Origin of the sequence: Pseudomonas sp. G11-1 (genome assembly GCF_024031555.1) — a bacterium.
Lineage (GTDB): Bacteria > Pseudomonadota > Gammaproteobacteria > Pseudomonadales > Pseudomonadaceae > Halopseudomonas > Halopseudomonas bauzanensis.
Genome location: NZ_QEYQ01000001.1, coordinates 917,644 through 936,134 on the forward strand (window position 1 = coordinate 917,644; position 18,491 = coordinate 936,134).

Sequence of the window (18,491 nt, forward strand, 5' to 3'; positions counted from 1 at the left end):
GCTCAACGCACCGGCATCAACACCTTGCCCAGTCCCATGTTACGCAAAGCCAGATGCAGGATACTCTGCACCAGGTAGGCGTTGTCCTGCTGCAGCGCTACGTCCAGCAAGGCCTGGGCATCGCTCAGGCTGATCTGGCGCAGCAGCCATTTGACCCGCGGCAGGTTGGTGGCGTTCATCGACAGCATATCGCAGCCCATGGCCAGCAAAAGCACCGCGGCGGCGGGATCACCGGCCATTTCCCCACACACGCTCATCGGCTTGCCGGCCTCCCGGCAGGCGCGGGATACGATCTGCAGTGCCTGCAGCACCGCTGGGTGCAGCGAATGGTACAGGTCCGCCACCCGCGGATTGTTACGGTCCACTGCCAGCAGATACTGGGTCAGATCATTGGTGCCGACCGACAGGAAATCCACCAGCTGTACCAGTTCCCGCGCCTGATAGACCGCCGCCGGCACTTCGATCATCACCCCTACCGGGGGCATGGGCACCTTGACGCCCTCATCCAGCACTTCGCTATAGGCGCGGTGGATCAGGTGCAGCGCGTCCTCTACCTCATAGACGCTGCTGATCATCGGTAGCATTATGCGCAGATTATCCAGACCCTCGCTGGCCTTGAGCATGGCGCGAATCTGCACCAGAAAGATTTCCGGATGATCCAGGGTGACGCGAATGCCACGCCAACCAAGGAAAGGGTTGTCTTCCTTGATCGGGAAGTAGCTCAGCGCCTTGTCGCCCCCCACATCCAGGGTGCGCATGGTCACCGGCAACGGATGAAAGGCCTGCAACTGCTCCCGATAGGTTGCCTGCTGCTCTTTCTCGCTGGGGAAGCGGTCCTGGATCATGAAGGGCACTTCGGTACGGTACAGCCCCACCCCCTCGGCGCCGCGATCCAGCGACCGGGCGATATCGGCGAACAGACCGGTGTTCACCCACAGCGGTACGCGATGGCCGTCCAGGGTAATGCAAGGCTCGGCACGCAGTTTCTCCAGCCCATGGGACAGTTCCATTTCCTCGCGGATCAGCTCGCGGTAGTGCCGCCGCAGCTCCTGGGAAGGGTTGGAGTAGACCTCACCGGCGTTGCCGTCGACGATCAGTTCCAGCTTGTCCATGCGCAGGTACGGCAGGTCCACCGCGCCCATGACGGTGGGGATGCCCATGGCCCGCGCCAGGATGGCCACATGGGAGCTGCCCGAGCCCAATACCGAGACCAGCCCGACCAGTCGATCCTTGGGTACCTCGCCGAGCATCGCCGGTGTCAGCTCCTCGGCGACCAGAATGGTCCGCTTCGGAAACACCAGTCGCTGGCGCCCGGCTTCCTGCAGGCAGGCCAGCAGCCGGCGACCAAGATCCTTGATATCCGACGCCCGCTCCTGCAGATAGGGATCATCCATCAACTCGAAACGCGCCACATGGGCGTTGATGACATCGCGCAGGGCACCCTGGGCCCACTGCCCTTCGCGAATGCCCTTGATGATTTCATTACCCAGGGATGAGTCGTCCAACATCATCAGGTAGACATCAAACAGCGCCAGCTCTTCGGGGCGCAGCTGTGCAGACAGCTTTGCCGACAGCCGCTTGATATCGACCCGCACCGCCTCCACCGCCTTGCGATACAAGGCGATTTCAGCATCGATATCCTTGATTTCCTTGTCCGGTACGGCCTTGAGATCAGCGGGCGGCAGCATCACCACCGCACGGCCCATGGCAATACCTGGCGCGCCGGGCACCGCATCAAAGCGGGTGTCCTGAATCACCTCGCCACTCCAGCCCAAACCGCGCATCGCTCCGGTCGCCTCGGCATGGGCGATGACGCCAGCGAGCTGGGCGCTCATGGTCACCAGGAAGGACTCTTCCACCTCGTCGAACTGACGGCGCTCTTTCTGCTGGATCACCAGTACACCCATGACCCGACGGTGGTGGATGATGGGCACGCCGAGGAAGGAGGCATAGCGCTCCTCGCCGGTCTCGGCGAAGTAGCGGAATCGCGGGTGGGCGGCGGCGTCCTCGAGGTTGACTGGCTCCTCGCGAATACCGACATAGCCGATCAGGCCTTCATTGCTGCCCAGGCTCACCACCCCGACCGCGTCCTGGTTCAGGCCCTCGGTGGCCATCAATTCATAGCGATCGGTATCGGGATTGAGCAGATAGACGGAACAGACATGGGTTTCCATCGCCTCGCGCACGCGGCGGACGATGATTTTCAATGCAGACGCCAGGTCCTTGGCCGAATTGACTTCCTGGACGATACGCCGAAGCGTATTGAGCATATTCAACATCCGGTCAGCTCACTCAGCGGCAGACGCGGTGCCAGCTCCTTCATGGCCCGGCGATACACGTCCCGCTTGAAGGCCACCACCTGACCCAGCGGATACCAGTAACTGACCCAGCGCCAGCCATCAAACTCGGGCTTGGGGGTCCGGGTCATGCAGACTCGTTCATCCTCGCAGGCCAGCCGCAGCAGGAACCACTTCTGCTTCTGGCCGACGCAGACCGGCTGGGAGTGGCTGCGAATCAGCCGTTGCGGCAGACGATAGCGCAGCCAGCCACGGGTGCAGGCGAGGATTTCCACATCCTCCGGCAGCAAGCCGACTTCTTCATGCAGCTCCCGATACAGTGCCTGCTCGGGGCTTTCATTGCGCTGGATACCGCCCTGCGGAAACTGCCAGGCCTCCTGACCGATACGCCTGGCCCATAGCACCTGACCCAACCCATTGGTCAGGATGATGCCTACATTGGGACGAAAGCCGTCGGAGTCGATCACTGCCGGTATCCTTATCTGTTTTCCCATGCATTGTTCCATAAAGACGCGCGCCCCAGCAATTGCATAAATGCCGCCTGGACCAAGCATTTCTCCCGCGCCTGAATTATCCTTGCAGCTTCGCTACATCCAACGACAGGAGCATTCCGTGGCACTGGCCATCTTCGACCTCGACAATACCCTGCTGGGCACCGACAGTGACAACGCCTGGGGGGAATTCGTCGTTGCGCACAATATCGTCGATGCGCAGACATACGGCGCACTCAATACCAAGTTCTTCAATGATTACCTGGATGGCAAACTCGACGTTACCGACTACCTCGACTTCTGCCTTGAACCTCTGGGCCGGCACAGCCGCGAGCAGCTGGAGCAGTGGCACACCCAGTTCATGCAGGAAAAGATCGAGCCCTTCGTCCTGCCCAAGGCGCTGGAGTTGATAGCCCGCCACGAGCAGGCCGGTGATACCACCATGATCATCACCGCGACCAACCGCTTCGTCGCCGGCCCCATCGGTCGCCGCTACGGCATCGATATCATGCTGGCCTCCGAATGCGAGGAAATCGATGGCCGCTATACTGGTCGCTCCTGCGATATTCCCTGCTTCCGCGAGGGCAAGGTCACCCGCCTGGAGCGTTGGCTCGAAGAGACCGGCAACGATCTCGCGGACGCCTGGTTCTACAGCGACTCGCGCAACGATCTGCCGCTGCTATCGATGGTCGACAACCCGGTCGCCGTCGATCCAGACGATGTGCTGCGTGCCCATGCCGAGCAGCACGGCTGGTCGATCATCAGCCTGCGCGACTGATCCCGCTCCCGCAAAACAAAAAGGCTCCGGCAATCTACTCTGCCGGAGCCTTTTTTGGTAAGAACCTCAGTTCAACGGGGCGCCCTGCCCCGTCAGACCGGCAATACCCGGCAGAAGTAGCTCTTGATGTAGCCGGTTTCCGGAATGGCCGGATGCAGCGGATGATCGGCGCCCTGGAAGCCGCGCTCGGCGATCACCAGATGACGATCCAGATGCCGGCTGGCGGCCAGCAGGATATCGCGCAGGCTGTTTTCGGCCAGGTGCATGGAGCAGGATGCCGACACCAGGATGCCGTCCCGATTCAACAGGCGCATGGCCTGTTCATTGAGGCGGCGATAGGCATTCTCGCCGTTGCGGATATCCTTGCGCTTCTTGATGAAGGCCGGCGGATCGGCAATCACCACATCGAACTTCTCGCCCGCGCCCTTGAGTTCGCGCAGCGCGTCCATCACGTCACCTTCGACCACCGCCATCTTATCCGCCACGCCGTTCAGCGCCGCGTTGTGTTCGACCAGATCCAGCGCCGCCGCCGAGCTGTCCACGCACATGACTTCGCTGGCGCCGAAAACCGCCGCCTGCACGCCCCAACCGCCAATGTAGCTGTACAGATCCAGCACCCGCTTGCCCTGGACGTAAGGCGCCAGGCGCGCACGGTTCATGCGGTGATCGTAGAACCAGCCGGTCTTCTGCCCGGTGTGTACCGGTGCCTCGAAGCGCACGCCATTCTCTTCCAGCGCTACCCGCTCGGGCACTTCGCCGAAGGCCACTTCCACATAGGAAGCCAGTTTCTCGGCCTTGCGCGCCGCCCCGTCGTTCTTGAACAGGATACCCGCCGGCTTCAATACCTGCACCAGGGCGTCGATGATCTCGCTACGTACGCGCTCCATGCCTGGCGTGGTGATCTGCACCACCAGGTAGTCGCCGAAACGGTCCACAACCACTCCCGGCAACAAGTCGGACTCACCGTACACCAGTCGGTAGAAGGGCTTGTCGAACAGCTTCTCACGCAAGCTCAGGGCGACTTTCAACCGATGCACCAGCAGCGACTTGTCCAGCCCGTGGGCAGCATCGCGGCTATGCAGGCGGGCACAGATCAGATTGTCCGGACTGACGGTAGCCAATCCCAGCAGCTTGCCCGAGGCCGTCTCCAGCTGAACCTCCTGGCCTGCTTCCAGGGCGGTGAGCGGAGTCTGGGCAATATCGACTTCATTGCTGAATACCCACAGATGGCCGCCCTTGATGCGGCGATCACTGTTGGACTTGAGGCGCAGGCTGGGCAGACTCATCACTAACTCCTGGATATGGCTGGCTGGAACATTCCGCCGGGACGGCAGTATACAGGAGCCAGGCCGGATGCCTGCGGGTTCTCTATTGCGGATGGCTGAAAGGTACTGATCAATCTCGACCCAATGAATCACAGGAGCCGGCTACACTGAACAGTCCGGCCCCCTCACACTGATAGCCAGGAGCATGCCATGACCATTCCGCTGATTCTCACCGTGATTTCCGTCGACAAGCCCGGGCTGGTGGAAAGCCTGGCCCAGGCCATCAACCGACATGGCGGCAACTGGCTGGACAGCCGTATGGCGCGGATGGCCGGGCAATTTGCCGGCATCCTGCGGGTGGATGTGCCCGCCGGCGAGGTCGAAGCCTTGCGGGTGGAACTGGAGAACATGAGCAGCGCCGGCATCAATATCCAGCTGGCAGCCAGCGGTCAGGGGGAGGAGCTACCCCTGGGGACGCTGATGCTCAACCTGGTAGGCAATGACCGCCCCGGTATCGTCCACGAGGTTTCTGCGATCCTGGCGCGGCATGGCGTCAATGTGGAACAACTGGACACCTGCCGTGAGCCGGCGCCCATGACCGCCGATCTGCTGTTTCGCGCCACTATCCGCCTGGGCGTGCTGCCCCAGACCGATATCGACGCGCTGCGCGCCGATCTGGAAAACCTCGCCGATGACCTGATGGTCGAGCTGGAGGAAACGGCAGGGTCCGATACTAGCGCCCATGCAATGGCTCGCCATGAATGACCAGGGCATGGGGCTTGGTTACAGCAAAAATACCGTCGCCAGCCCGAGGAAGGAGGAGAAGCCGACTACGTCGGTGACCGCCATCAGTACCATGCTGCCAGCCAGCGCCGGATCAATGCCGAAACGTCGCAGGATCAATGGAATCAGCAGCCCGGCGAGTACCGCGCAGACCAGGTTGATCAGGATTGCCAGACCGATCACCCAACCGATACCCAGACTGCCGAACCAGAGTATCGCCACCCCTGCCACCAGCACGGCCCAGAGCAGCCCATTGAGCGTGCCTATCCCCAGCTCCTTGCCCAACAGCACCTTGAGGTTACCGGTATCAACCTGGCCGAGGGCCAGACCGCGAATTACCAACGTCAGGGTCTGACTGCCGGCAATCCCGCCCATGCTGGCCACCACCGGCATCAATACCGCCAACGCGACTATCTGTTCCAGCGCTCCCTGGAACTGGCCGATCACCGAGGCCGCGAGAAAGGCAGTGATCAGGTTACAGCCGAGCCAGACCGAGCGGCGGCGGGTACTGGTCAGAACCGGGGCGAACATATCCGCCTCGTCATCCAGACCGGCCATGCCCATGATGGCCCGCTCGGAATCCTCGCGGATGCTATCCATCACATCATCCACCGTGATGCGCCCGAGCAGGACGCCATCCTCGCTGGTCACCGCCGCCGAGAGCATGTCCAGATCCTCGAACTGGCGCGCCACTTCCTGGCTGCTGGTGAGCACGTCCAGCGCCTTGAACTCGCTGTCCATTACTTCACTGACCAGCTCATCAGCCATGCTGGTGACCAGCCGGCTGAGGCGCAGCACGCCGAGATAGTGGTTCTCACGGTCGACCACCATCAGCTTGTCGGTGTGGTCGGGCAGGTCTTCAAGCAGACGCAGATAACGCAATACCGACCCCACCCGCACATCCGCACGCACCGAGATGTGGTCGATGTTCATCAGGCCACCGGCGGATTCTTCCGGGTAGGACAGCATGTCCGCCAATTGCTGGCGCTTCTTCACGTCCATCGACAGCAGCAGCTGCCGACCGGGGCCGAAGGGCAGCGCCTGGATCAGGTCCACCAGGTCATCGAGGTCGAGTTGCCGGGCGGCATCAAGCAATTCACCATCGGCCATTTCCATGGCCAGGCCCGCACCCACTTCCTCGCGCAGGTGCACCAGAATGCGTCCGGCCCGGGCGCTGTCCAGCCGCGACCAGATACTGCTGCGTTCGCTGGGCGGCAAGGCTTCCAGCAGACCGGCTGCCTGCGCGGGATGCAGTTTGCCGAGGATCTTCAGCGCCCGCTTGAACCGCCCCCCTTCCAGCGCTTCACGCACCTGGGCGATCGGACTGACCTCCTCGGCCTCATCCGCCTCCGGCTCCAGGGTGTCGGGATTGTCATTGCTGTGCAGCAGCAGGTGTTCGGCCAGTGCAGGATCGAGCAGCAGGAGAATCTCCTGCTCGGCCTCGTCGCCGATCTGGTTCCAGACCAGCTGTTGCTGCTGTTCGTCCAGCTGCTGCAGCAGGTCGACGGCTTCCTGGGCGGTCAAATCGCGCAGGATCCGCCGCACACGCTTGAGCTTGCCCTTGCCCAGCGCCTCGGTAACGGCTTCCTGGAGTTCGACAGCGGATAGGGCTTCTTCACTCATGGCTTACTTCCATCGGGCGGTGGTTCAATTGACGCACAGCCAGACGCCTGAGATACAAGCGGCAGCGGCCGGCCCGCTAAAATACCACAATGGCCGGCGCCCCGGCCGCCCTACTGCGCGTCGTCGGCCCAAGCCTCCAGCGGCGGACAGGCACAGAACAGGTTGCGGTCACCGTAGACGTTGTCGATGCGGTTCACCGCCGGCCAGAACTTGTTATGGGCCACCCAATCCAGGGGGAACACCGCTTCCTGCCGGGAATAGCTGCGCTGCCAGTCACCAGTGATATCCGCCAGGGTGTGCGGCGCGTTGTGCAGCGGGTTGTCCTCGGCACTCCACTGGCCCTGCTCGACCCGCGCGATTTCGCTGCGAATGGTCAGCATGGCATCGATGAAGCGGTCCAGTTCGGCCCTGGATTCACTTTCGGTCGGCTCGATCATCAGCGTGCCGGGCACCGGGAATGACATGGTCGGCGCGTGGAAACCGAAGTCCATCAGGCGCTTGGCAATGTCTTCCTCGGTGACGCCCGAGGCCGCCTTGATCGGCCGGATATCGATGATGCACTCATGGGCGACCCGGCCGTTACGCCCACTGTAGAGCACCGGGTAGGCTTCTCCCAGGCGCCGGGCGATGTAGTTGGCGTTGAGAATCGCCACCTCGGTGGCCTGCCGCAGACCGCTGGCACCCATCAGTGCGATGTAGGTCCAGCTGATCGGCAGAATGCTCGCGCTGCCCCAGGGCGCGGCACTGACCGCGTCGTTTTCCGGGTTCGGCCCGTCCAATGGCACCACCATATGATTGGCAAGATACGGCGCCAGATGCGCCTTGACGCCGATCGGCCCCATACCCGGCCCACCGCCGCCATGGGGAATGCAGAAGGTCTTGTGCAGATTCATGTGCGAGACATCGGCACCAAAATCCGCCGGCTGCGCCAAGCCGACCAGGGCATTGAGGTTGGCGCCGTCCATGTATACCTGACCGCCATGCTGATGGACGATGTCGCAGATCTCGCGGATGCCCTCTTCATACACGCCGTGGGTCGAGGGATAGGTGATCATCAGGCAGGACAGGTCCGCGGTGTGCTCCACAGCCTTGCTGCGCAGATCGTCGATATTGACGTTGCCCTGCTCGTCGCAGGCCACCAGCACCACGCGCATGCCCGCCATCATCGCCGAGGCCGGGTTGGTGCCGTGGGCCGAGGTCGGGATCAAGCAGACATCACGGTGTCCGTTACCCGTTTCTTCATGGTATTTGCGGATCGCCAGCAGCCCGGCATATTCGCCCTGGGCGCCGGAGTTGGGTTGCATGCTGATGGCATCGAAGCCGGTGATCGCTCGCAGCATGGCTTCCAGCTCGTCGATCATGGCCTTGTAGCCAGCCGCCTGGGCCAGCGGCGCAAAGGGATGCATGCGAGCGAATTCCGGCCAGGTGATGGGAATCATCTCGCTGGTGGCATTCAGCTTCATGGTGCAGGAGCCCAGCGGAATCATCGCGTGGTTCAGCGCCAGGTCCTTGTTCTCCAGGGACTTGATGTAGCGCAGCATGGCGGTTTCCGAGCGGTGCCGGTGGAATACCGGGTGCGTCAGAATCGCCGACCGGCGCAAGAACTGATCGGGTATGCCCGACTCCTTGCCGGCCACCGACCGATCCAGCTCGGCCAGATCCTGGTTGTGGCCATCGCCGACAAAACAGCGCAGCAGCGCTTCGACCGTCTCTGCCGTGGTGGTTTCGTCCAGGCTGATGCCCAGATGGTCAGCGTCGATCAGCCGCAGGTTGATGCCCTGGCTGCGCGCGCGGCCGACAATGGTATTCGCCTGCCCCGGCACGTTCAGCGTCAGGGTATCGAAGAATCGATGATTGCTGCGGTTAATGCCGCCCCGCTCAAGCCCGGCGGCGAGCATGGCGGTCAGCCGATGCACCCGGCGGGCAATCATCTGCAGCCCTTCCGGGCCATGGTAGACCGCATAGAAACTGGCGATATTGGCCAGCAATACCTGAGCGGTACAGATGTTGGAGTTGGCCTTTTCCCGGCGGATATGCTGCTCGCGGGTCTGCAGCGCCATACGCAGCGCCCGGTTACCGCGGGTATCCACCGATACGCCGATGATGCGCCCCGGCATGGCCCGCTTGTAGGCATCCCGGGTGGCGAAGAAGGCGGCATGGGGGCCGCCATAGCCCATGGGTACGCCGAAGCGCTGAGATGAGCCGAACACCACATCGGCGCCCAGTTCGCCGGGCGGCGTCAGCAGCACCAGACTCAGCGGGTCCGCCGCCACGCAGGCCAGCCCCTGCTGTGCCTGCACCTGCGCAATCAGTGGCGCCAGGTCGCGGATTTCGCCCCAGGTAGTGGTGTACTGGAACACCGCCCCGAAGACCTGATGCTGCGCCAGCGCATCGACCGAGTCGACCAGCAGCTCGAAGCCAAAGGCTTCGGCGCGGGTGCGTACCACCGAAATGGTCTGTGGGTGGCAATCCTCATCGATGAAGAACAGGTTGCTCTTGCTCTTGGCCACCCGCCGCGCCAGGGTCATGGCCTCGGCGGCGGCAGTGGCTTCGTCGAGCAAGGAGGCGTTGGCCAGCTCCATGCCGGTCAGGTCCAGGGTCATCTGCTGGAAGTTGAGCAGCGCTTCCAGGCGGCCCTGGGAAATTTCCGGCTGGTAGGGCGTGTAGGCGGTATACCAGCCGGGGTTTTCCAGCACGTTGCGCAGAATCACCGGCGGGGTGATGGTGTCGTGATAACCCATGCCAATACAGGAGGTGAAGATCTGGTTGCGGCTGGCCAGTCCCTTCAGGTACGCCAATACCTGAGTCTCGGTGCGCGGCTCGTCCAGCGCCAGCGCTCCGCCCATGGCGATACTCTGCGGCAGGGTCTGTTCAATCAGCTCTGCCAGCGACGCCACCCCCAGGGTCTCGAGCATGCTCTGCTGCTCCGCCGCATCCGGGCCGATATGGCGGCGGATAAAGGCGTCAGGCTGTTCCAGTTCACGGAGACTCGGGGTATGGCTCATATACTGACCTCTTGTGTCATGGGCTATGTGTTAAAGCGCCTCAGAGGCTGGCCTGGTAACCTTCGGCGTCCAGCAGCTTGTCCAGTTCGCTGCTATCGGTGGGCTGGATGCGGAAGAACCAGGCGGCGCCGTACGGGTCTTCGTTGACCAGCTCCGGCGTGTCGGCCAGCGCCTCGTTGATCGCGACCACCTCGCCGCTCACCGGGGCGTAGATATCGGATGCGGCCTTGACCGACTCGACCACCGCGCATTCCTCACCGGCGGTGAGCTGGCGGCCGACTTCCGGCAGTTCGACGAAAACCACATCGCCCAAGGCATCCTGGGCGTGGTTGGTGATGCCCACGGTGATGCTGCCATCGGCTTCCTGGCGGCTCCATTCATGGCTGCTGGCGTAACGCAGTTCGCTGGGGGTATCGCTCATTTCAATTGTCCTCGATGGATCGTCAGGTTATTCGAATATCTGTTTGCCGTTGCGCACGAAGCCGGGGCGGATCACCCGCACTTCCAGCTGCTTGCCGCGGATCTCGACCTTGGCTGTGTGACCGGTAGCCGCCGGCACCCGCGCCAGGGCGATGGAGCAGCCAAGCGTGGGGGAAAAACTGCCGCTGGTGATCTCACCTGCCCCGACTCCGTCGACAATGACGGTCTGGTGGGCGCGCAATACCGCGCGCTCATTCAGGACCAACCCCACCTGCCTGGGCTGATCACCGGCCTGGCGCTGCGCTTCCAACGCCGGACGGCCGATGAAGTCACGGTCGGCGGGCTCCCAGGCAATGGTCCAGCCCATGTTGGCGGCCAAGGGTGAAGTCTGCTCGTCGATGTCGGCGCCGTACAGGTTCAGGCCCGCCTCCAGCCGCAGGGTGTCGCGGGCGCCCAGACCGCAGGGCTTGCAGCCGGCGTCGTTCAATGCCTGCCAGAGATCGGGAGCCTCGTCGGCTGGCAGCATGATTTCCAGACCATCTTCACCGGTGTAGCCGGTGCGGGCCAGGAACCAGGTGCCTTCCGGCTGCCCCTCGAAGGGCTTGAGGATGGAGATAAGTGCGGCACGACTGTCGCTGACCACACTGGCGCACAGCTCACGGGCGCGCGGCCCCTGCACGGCAAGCATGGCCAACTCAGTGCGTTCGGTGATGGTGACCGCAAATTCGCCAACCTGCTGGCGCATCCAGGCCAGATCCTTGTCGCGGGTGCCGGCGTTGAGTACCAGTCGGTAGCCATCGTCGGTGCGGTAGACGATAAGATCGTCGAGGATGCCACCATTGTCGTTGAGCATGGCGGTGTACAGCGCCTTGCCAGTCTCGCTCAGGCGCGCCACATCGTTGGCCAGCAAGTACTGCAGCCAGGCCTTGGCATCAGCACCGGCCACATCCACCACCGCCATGTGCGATACGTCGAACATGCCCACATCCCGACGCACCTGGTGATGCTCCTCGATCTGGGAGCCGTAGTGCAGCGGCATGTCCCAGCCGCCGAAGTCGACCATCCTGGCGCCAGCGGCCAGGTGGTGATCATAAAGTGGCGTGCGCGAACCCATGGCTGTTCCTTTGTTGTCATCAGACCAGTGTCTGATTGTAGTCACAATGATGCGGCTTTGGGAGCGGATCAGTGGCGACCGGAACGCCTGATCAGCACAATGACCGGCAGCAGGCCAACCAGCACCAGGGTCAATGCCGGCAGCGAGGCGCGGGTCCAGTCACCTTCGGTAGTCAGCGCGTGAATGCGCACCGCCAGGGTATCCCAGCCAAACGGCCGCATCAGCAGGGTGGCGGGCATTTCCTTGAGCACATCGACGAATACCAACAGCGCGGCGCTGAGAATGCCCGGCAACAACAGCGGCACGTAAATGCGCCAGAACACCACCCAGCCGGGCTGACCAAGACTCTGGGCCGCCTCTGGCAGCGATGGCCGAATCCGCGCCAGCGAGGTATCCAGCGGCCCGTAGGCCACGGCCATGAAGCGGATCAGGTAGGCCAGCAGCAGCGCGAACAGACCACCCAGCAGCAGCGGCGCAGGATTGGCCATACCGAGCCAGGCTTGCAGCGGCACCACCAGATGGTTATCCAGGTAACTGAAGAAGAACATGATGCCCACCGCCAACACCGAGCCGGGCAAGGCATAGCCGAGATTGGCCAGGGCGACGGCGCTGCGCACCCGGCGAATCGGCTGCAGACGCTGGGCCAGCACCAGCAGGATCGCCACGCTGACGGTCAGCGCCGCGGCGATACCGCCGAGCGTCAGGGTATTGCGAATCAAGCCCCAGTAGCGGCTGTCCAGATCGGCAATACCGCTGCTCAGCAACCAGAACAGCAATTGCCCCACCGGAATGACGAACGCGATTGCCAGCACCAGCAGGCAATAGCCGCTGGCCAGCCAGGCCAGCGGCCCCTTGAGCCGGTAAAGCGCACCTTTGCGCGGTTTGTCATTGGCTGGAAAGCGCTTGTTGCGGCCCTGGGCGCGGCGCTCGGCAAACAATGCCAGAAATACGAACAGCAGCAACAGGCTGGCCAACTGAGTGGCGCTTTGCAGGCTGAAGAATCCGTACCAGGTCTTGTAGATGGCGGTGGTGAAGGTGTCGTAGTTGAACACCGAGACCGCGCCGAAATCGGCCAGCGTCTCCATTATCGCCAGGGCAGTACCAGCACTGATGGCTGGCCGCGCCATGGGAATGGCCACCCGCCAGAAGCCCTGCCAGGGCGTTTGTCCGAGAATCCGTGAGGCTTCCATCAGGCCGCGGCCCTGCGCCAGGAAGGCGCTGCGCGCGAGCATGTAGACGTAGGGGTAAAAAACCAGCACCAGCGTCAGGATCACCCCGCCGGTGGAACGGATCGGCGGCAACCGGAAATCATTGCCGAACCAGTCGCGCAGCAGACTCTGCAACGGCCCGGCGAAATCCAGCAGACCGACCATGACGAACGCCAGTACATAGGCGGGTACGGCAAAGGGCAGCATCAACGCCCAATCCAGCCAGCGCCGGCCGGGAAAATCGCACAGGCTGGTCAGCCAGGCCAGGCTCACCCCCAGCAGGATGACGCCTGCGGCAACACCGGCGATCAACCACAGGGTATTGCTGATCAACCGCAGCATCTGCGTCTGCAGCAGGTGACCCCAGATCTGCTGATCGATGTCCTGCCAGCTGATCAACAGGACCAGCAGCGGCATCAGCACCAACGCAGCGCACAGATAGGCAACAAGTTGCCAGCGGGTTTTCCTGGCAGTGGATTGAAGAGGCACTGACAACGTCCTGTAGTAATAAACGAACACGCCCGTCGGGGGACCGACGGGCGTGCAGTATATAAGCAAAAGCGGCCGCCGGGTTTACCTCGGCGGCACTGCGCTGCGTATCAGTTCCAGCCCAGACGATCCATCAACATGATGGCCTCGGGCTGGCGGCGACCAGCTACTTCGATATTGACGTTGTCCGCCTTGAAGTCACCCCAGGTTGCCACTTCTGCGGAGGGCTCCAGCGACGCGTTGGCCGGGAACTCCATGTTCACATCAGCGAAGACCCGCTGGGCTTCTTCGGTAGTCATCCACTCAAGCAGCTTGATGGCTTCTTCCGGCTGCTTGGCATGCTTGGTCACACCGGCGCCGGAGATGTTGACGTGCACACCACGGTCTTCCTGGTTCGGCCAGAACAGCTTGACCTTCACATCGGGCTCGGCCTTGTGCAGACGACCAAAGTAGTAGGAATTGACAATGCCCACGTCGCACTGGCCGGCGTCGATGGCCTTCAGCAGCGCGGTGTCGTCAGAGAATACCGGGGTGGCCAGATTGGCCAACCAGCCCTGGATAACCTCGGTGGTTTTTTCTTCACCGATGGACTCAAGCATGGTGGCGACCAGCGACTGGTTGTACACCTTCTTGGAAGTACGCAGGCAGACACGGCCCTTCCAGCTGTCGTCGGCCAGGGCTTCGTAGGTGCTCAGCTCTTCCGGCTTGACCCGCTCGGTGGAGTAGGCAATGGTCCGCGCGCGCAGGGACAGACCGGTCCACATATCGTTACTGGAGCGCAGGTGCGCCGGGATATTTTCCTTGATGGTCGCCGAATCAACGGCCCGGAACAGCCCCTGCTCTTCCGCTTGCCACAGGTTGCCCGCGTCCACGGTCATGAACATATCCGCCGGGGTGTTGGCACCCTCGGCACGCAGGCGCGCCATCAGCGGCGCTTCCCTATCGGTAATGAAATTGATCTCGACGCCGGTCTTTTCGGTATACATATCGAAAACCGGTTTGATCAGGTGATCCTGGCGGGAGGAATACACCACCAGCTCCTTGGCTTGGGCAACGCTGGTGAAGGCGGTAGCAGCCAGGGTCAGGGCAACGAGGTTACGGGTAAAGGACATCGGACAAGCCTCTGGGTCGAAAAGCGAATCCAGATGATAATGAGTTTAATTCTTCCAATCCAGAGCGCAGCTGAAAAAACCGCTCCATCAGCTGCGTATAACGCCCTCGTTGAGCAGTTCCGGCGGTTGCGCCAGCGGCGGCAGCTTGCTGCCCAGCCCCATGGCGCGTCGAATGACACCGGCCTTGAGCGCATCCTGCCCGTCCAGCCACTGCATGCCGGTGTTGCGCAACCAGCGCAGCGGCAGGGCGTCGGCATGGAACAGTCGCTCGAAGCCTTCCATGGCCGCCATCATCGACAGGTTGGCGGCCATGCGTCGCCGCTCATATCGCTGCAGCACCGGCAGGCTGGCAATATCTTCCCCGCGACGCAGTGCCGCACCCAGCACATCGGCCAATTCGGCGACGTCCAGCAGGCCCAGGTTCACCCCCTGCCCTGCCAGTGGATGAATGCTGTGCGCTGCGTCGCCGATCAGCGCCAGCCCGGGCTTCACGTAGCGCCGGGCATGGCGCTGGCGCAGCGGGATGCAGTGGCGCTGGTCAGCCTGGAGAATGCGACACAGGCGCCCCTCGAAGGCCCGTTCCAGCTCCCCGGCGAACGCGGCCTCGTCCAGCGCCATGATCCGCTGCGCCGCCTCCGGCAGCAGCGACCAGACGATGGAGCAGTAATGGCCGTCCTCGCGGTCATTGAGCGGCAGCAAGGCCAGCGGGCCGGTGGGCAGGAAGCATTGCCAGGCGGTATCGCAGTGATGCCGCTCGGTGCGGATGGTGGTGACCACCGCATGGTGCAGATAATCCCACTCACGCATGGCAAAACCGGCCAGATCCCGCAGCCGGGAACGGGCACCGTCGGCCGCGACGATCAGTGGCGCCTGCAGCGCCTCGCCACCCTCCAGCTCCAGGCGCCAGCCGGCCTCGCCCTGGATCAGGTCGGTTACCCGGCGACCACCCAACAGCGCCACGCCGGTGCCGGCCAGGCTGTCCAGGACGGCCTGCTGCACCCGCCGGTTTTCGATGATGTGACCGAGGCGGTTTTCACCCAGCGCACCGGCATCGAAGCGGATCTCACCGGTGCCCTCGCCATCCCAGACGCACATATGCCGGTAGGGGCTGCGCAGCGTTGGCGCGATATGCTGCCAGGCACCGAGATTGGTCAGAATATTTTCCGAAGCAGCGCTCAATGCGCTGACCCGCGGATCGTACCCCGATTCGGTCGCCCGGGCCGGCACCGGCCGGTCCAGCGGCGTGGCATCCAGCAGCGCCACACGCAGAGAGCTGTCGGCCATTGCCCGCGCCAGGGTTGCGCCGACCATACCGGCGCCGACAACAATCAGATCGAACTGCTGCGCCATGGCGCCTCCGGAAGTATCACTGCTCATCCGCGCAGCCCCATGCCCTGACGGGCGAACAGGCTCTTGAGCGGTGGCAGCAAGTCCAGCGCCAGCAACCCGGCATTGCGGCCGGTCACCAGTGCGGGGTTACGATTGCTGAACAATTGGGTCAGATAATGGCTGAAGGCAACCGTGGCAGCCTGGTCGGCAAACTGGGCATCGACATAGCCCTGCAATACTGCCAATGAGCCGGGGCCGCGCTGGTCGCGCTGAGCCTTCAGCAGGTGATCGGCCAGCGCCATGGCGTCGCGCAGGGACAGGTTGAAGCCCTGGCCGGCGATGGGATGCAGGCTGTGCGCGGCGTTACCCAACACCACCAGATGCGAGCGCACCTGCTCTTCCGCCTCGATGAGGTTCAGCGGATAGCTGGCCCGCTCACCCACCTTGGTCAGCGCCCCCATGCGAAAACCGAAGGCCGCCTGCAGACGCTGCAGAAACGCCTCGTCGGGCAGCGCCGCGACCGCGTCGGCGACATCCACCGGCAGGCTCCAGACCAATGCGCTGCGCTGGCCGGAAAGCGGTAATAGCGCCAGCGGCCCACTGTCGGTGAAACGCTCGTAGGCCACCCCGCCGTGACCATCAGCGGAGGTGATATTGGCAATCACTGCGACCTGCTGATAGGGATTGACCTTGCGCCGGATGCCCAGTTGATCGAGCAGACCGGAGCGTCCGCCATCGGCAATGATCAGCAGATCGGAGGACAATTGCTGCTGCCCGTCGGGGGTCTGCACATCCAGCGCATAACCACCTGGCTGCGGCCGGGCATGCGCCACCCGCGCCGGGGCCAGCCATTCGATGGCCTGATGATCCAGCGAGCCGAGCAGCACCTCGCCCAGCCAGGCATTCTCGACGATATAGCCCAGTGCCGGCACGCCTTCATCCGCGGCGTGCATGCGCGCCGAGCCGGGATGGCCCTGATCGGAGACATGAATCTGGCGGATCGGCTCGGCGCGCCGGGCCAGGTCGGACCAGATCCCCAGGCGCTCGAACAGTCGGCGGCTGCCATGGGACAACGCCGTGGAGCGGTTGTCGTAACTCGGCTGCCAGCCGCCCTTGACCGGCGGCAGGGCCTCGATCAGGCGAATCTTCCAGCCGGCCTGGCGGGCGCAATCCTGCAACCCCAACGCCAGACTGGCACCGACCATGCCGCCGCCGACGATGTTCAGGCTGGTGCTCACGCGGGCAGGTCCATCGCAGCGCGGGCCCGGGCCATCAGCGCCTCGATCTCATCCGCCTCGCGGGGGACATTGCCGGTCAGCACATCGTGGCCGTCCCGCGTCACCACCACATCATCTTCGATGCGGATACCAATGCCACGCCATTTGGCCGGCACATCCATGTTATCCACCGCGATGTAGATACCCGGTTCGACGGTCATCACCATGCCTGGCTCCAGTACCCGCCATTCGCCGCCGACCCGGTATTCACCGACATCGTGCACGTCCATGCCCAGCCAGTGACCGGCACGGTGCATGTAGAACGGACGGTAGGCGCCACTGACGATCAACTCTTCCAGTTCCCCGCGCAGCAGGCCCAGCTCCAGCAACCCGGCAGTGATTACCCGCACGGTGGCGTCATGGGCCTCGTTCCAGTCCCGGCCAGGGCCGATGACGGCAAAGGCAGCGGCCTGGGACTTGAGTACGATGTCGTAGATGGCCCGCTGTTCCGGGCTGAAGCGCCCATTGGCCGGAAAAGTGCGCGTGATGTCGCTGGCATAGCAGTCCAGCTCGCAACCGGCATCGATCAGCACCAGATCACCATCACGGATCTGGCTGGTGTTTTCGGTGTAATGCAGGATGCAGGCGTTGCGCCCGGCAGCGACGATCGAGGCATAGGCCGGCGATCGGCTGCCGTGGCGCATGAAGGTATGCTGCAGCTCGGCTTCCAGCTGGTATTCATACATACCGGGACGGCAGACCTCCATGGCCCGGGTGTGCGCTTCGGCAGAGATATCCCCGGCGGCCTGCATGACCCGCAGTTCCGCGGCGCTCTTGTACAGGCGCATGTCATGCAGCAGGTGATCCAGGGCGACGAATTCCTTCGGCGGCTCGGCACCCAGCCGCGCCTTGCTGCGGATGGTGTTGATCCAGCCGGTCAGGCGCATGTCGAATTCCTGATTGGCACCCATCGCGTAGTAGACCCGCTCGCGGCCTTCGATCAGACCGGGCAGGATGTCATCCACATCGCTGATCGGAAAGGCGTCATCGGCGCCGAAGTCCGCCACCGCCCCTTCCTGACCGGCACGATAGCCATCCCACAATTCGCGCTCGGGGTCTTTTTCCCGGCAGAACAGCACATATTCGCCATGCTCGCGGCCAGGGATCAACACTGCCACCGCTTCGGGTTCGGGAAAGCCGGTCAGATACTGAAAGTCGCTGTCCTGGCGGTATTGATGTTCCACATCGCGGTTGCGGATATAGACCGGTGCGGCCGGCAGGATGGCGATGCTGTCGGGTTCCATCTGCGCCATCAGCGCCTTGCGGCGACGGGCATATTCCTGCTTGCTGATGTACATGA

14 protein-coding genes are annotated in these 18,491 nt (G+C 63.2%); 2 read left to right on the forward strand and 12 right to left on the reverse strand.

Annotated features, from left to right (window positions below; translation table 11 throughout):
• Nucleotides 1-2: 2 nt before the first annotated feature.
• Both ptsP and rppH read right to left on the reverse strand, forming a co-directional pair.
• On the reverse strand, nucleotides 3-2,270 hold the full coding sequence (gene ptsP, locus DHB74_RS04280) for a phosphoenolpyruvate--protein phosphotransferase (protein ID WP_036989245.1): 2,268 nt from the start codon (nucleotides 2,268-2,270) through the stop codon (nucleotides 3-5).
• Nucleotides 2,271-2,272: 2 nt separating this feature from the next.
• Complete coding sequence (gene rppH, locus DHB74_RS04285; RefSeq protein ID WP_036989244.1) at nucleotides 2,273-2,764, reverse strand: RNA pyrophosphohydrolase; 492 nt, start codon at nucleotides 2,762-2,764, stop codon at nucleotides 2,273-2,275.
• 145 nt (nucleotides 2,765-2,909) lie between these two features.
• Here rppH and DHB74_RS04290 point away from each other — a divergent pair, with 145 nt between their 5' ends.
• The gene (locus DHB74_RS04290) at nucleotides 2,910-3,566 is read left to right on the forward strand and encodes a histidinol-phosphatase (RefSeq protein WP_036989243.1); all 657 of its coding nucleotides are present in this window, start codon (nucleotides 2,910-2,912) and stop codon (nucleotides 3,564-3,566) included.
• A 92-nt stretch (nucleotides 3,567-3,658) separates the two neighbouring features.
• Here the strand turns inward: DHB74_RS04290 and DHB74_RS04295 are convergent, their stop codons facing one another.
• Nucleotides 3,659-4,852: a class I SAM-dependent rRNA methyltransferase gene (locus DHB74_RS04295; protein WP_036989242.1), complete on the reverse strand. Its 1,194-nt coding sequence runs from the start codon at nucleotides 4,850-4,852 to the stop codon at nucleotides 3,659-3,661.
• A 189-nt stretch (nucleotides 4,853-5,041) separates the two neighbouring features.
• Here DHB74_RS04295 and DHB74_RS04300 point away from each other — a divergent pair, with 189 nt between their 5' ends.
• Entirely contained in the window at nucleotides 5,042-5,596 is a 555-nt protein-coding gene (locus DHB74_RS04300; RefSeq protein ID WP_051610777.1) for a glycine cleavage system transcriptional repressor, read from the forward strand.
• Nucleotides 5,597-5,614: 18 nt separating this feature from the next.
• On the opposite strand, the gene mgtE is transcribed toward DHB74_RS04300, so the two are convergent.
• From mgtE to pepP, 9 genes are all read right to left on the reverse strand, one after another.
• The gene (gene mgtE, locus DHB74_RS04305) at nucleotides 5,615-7,237 is read right to left on the reverse strand and encodes a magnesium transporter (protein ID WP_083392358.1); all 1,623 of its coding nucleotides are present in this window, start codon (nucleotides 7,235-7,237) and stop codon (nucleotides 5,615-5,617) included.
• Nucleotides 7,238-7,347: 110 nt separating this feature from the next.
• Complete coding sequence (gene gcvP / locus DHB74_RS04310; RefSeq protein WP_499160848.1) at nucleotides 7,348-10,242, reverse strand: aminomethyl-transferring glycine dehydrogenase; 2,895 nt, start codon at nucleotides 10,240-10,242, stop codon at nucleotides 7,348-7,350.
• Nucleotides 10,243-10,282: 40 nt separating this feature from the next.
• Nucleotides 10,283-10,663 carry a glycine cleavage system protein GcvH gene (gcvH, locus tag DHB74_RS04315; RefSeq protein WP_036989240.1) on the reverse strand — a complete coding sequence of 127 codons (381 nt, stop codon included), beginning with the start codon at nucleotides 10,661-10,663 and terminating at the stop codon, nucleotides 10,283-10,285.
• Between the two features lie 27 nt (nucleotides 10,664-10,690).
• Entirely contained in the window at nucleotides 10,691-11,776 is a 1,086-nt protein-coding gene (gene gcvT, locus DHB74_RS04320) for a glycine cleavage system aminomethyltransferase GcvT (RefSeq protein ID WP_499160849.1), read from the reverse strand.
• Between the two features lie 68 nt (nucleotides 11,777-11,844).
• Nucleotides 11,845-13,473: an ABC transporter permease gene (locus DHB74_RS04325; RefSeq protein ID WP_036989238.1), complete on the reverse strand. Its 1,629-nt coding sequence runs from the start codon at nucleotides 13,471-13,473 to the stop codon at nucleotides 11,845-11,847.
• A 110-nt stretch (nucleotides 13,474-13,583) separates the two neighbouring features.
• Complete coding sequence (locus DHB74_RS04330) at nucleotides 13,584-14,585, reverse strand: extracellular solute-binding protein (protein WP_036989237.1); 1,002 nt, start codon at nucleotides 14,583-14,585, stop codon at nucleotides 13,584-13,586.
• An 87-nt stretch (nucleotides 14,586-14,672) separates the two neighbouring features.
• Nucleotides 14,673-15,935 (reverse strand): FAD-dependent monooxygenase, encoded by a 1,263-nt coding sequence (locus DHB74_RS04335; RefSeq protein ID WP_499161027.1) that lies wholly within the window; start codon nucleotides 15,933-15,935, stop codon nucleotides 14,673-14,675.
• Between the two features lie 23 nt (nucleotides 15,936-15,958).
• A complete protein-coding gene (ubiH, locus tag DHB74_RS04340) occupies nucleotides 15,959-17,152 on the reverse strand; it encodes a 2-octaprenyl-6-methoxyphenyl hydroxylase (protein ID WP_499160850.1) in 1,194 nt (397 codons plus the stop codon).
• Nucleotides 17,149-18,489, reverse strand: a complete 1,341-nt coding sequence (gene pepP, locus DHB74_RS04345; RefSeq protein ID WP_036989234.1) for a Xaa-Pro aminopeptidase — start codon at nucleotides 18,487-18,489, stop codon at nucleotides 17,149-17,151. Before pepP ends, ubiH begins: the two co-directional genes overlap by 4 nt.
• Nucleotides 18,490-18,491 lie beyond the last annotated feature (2 nt).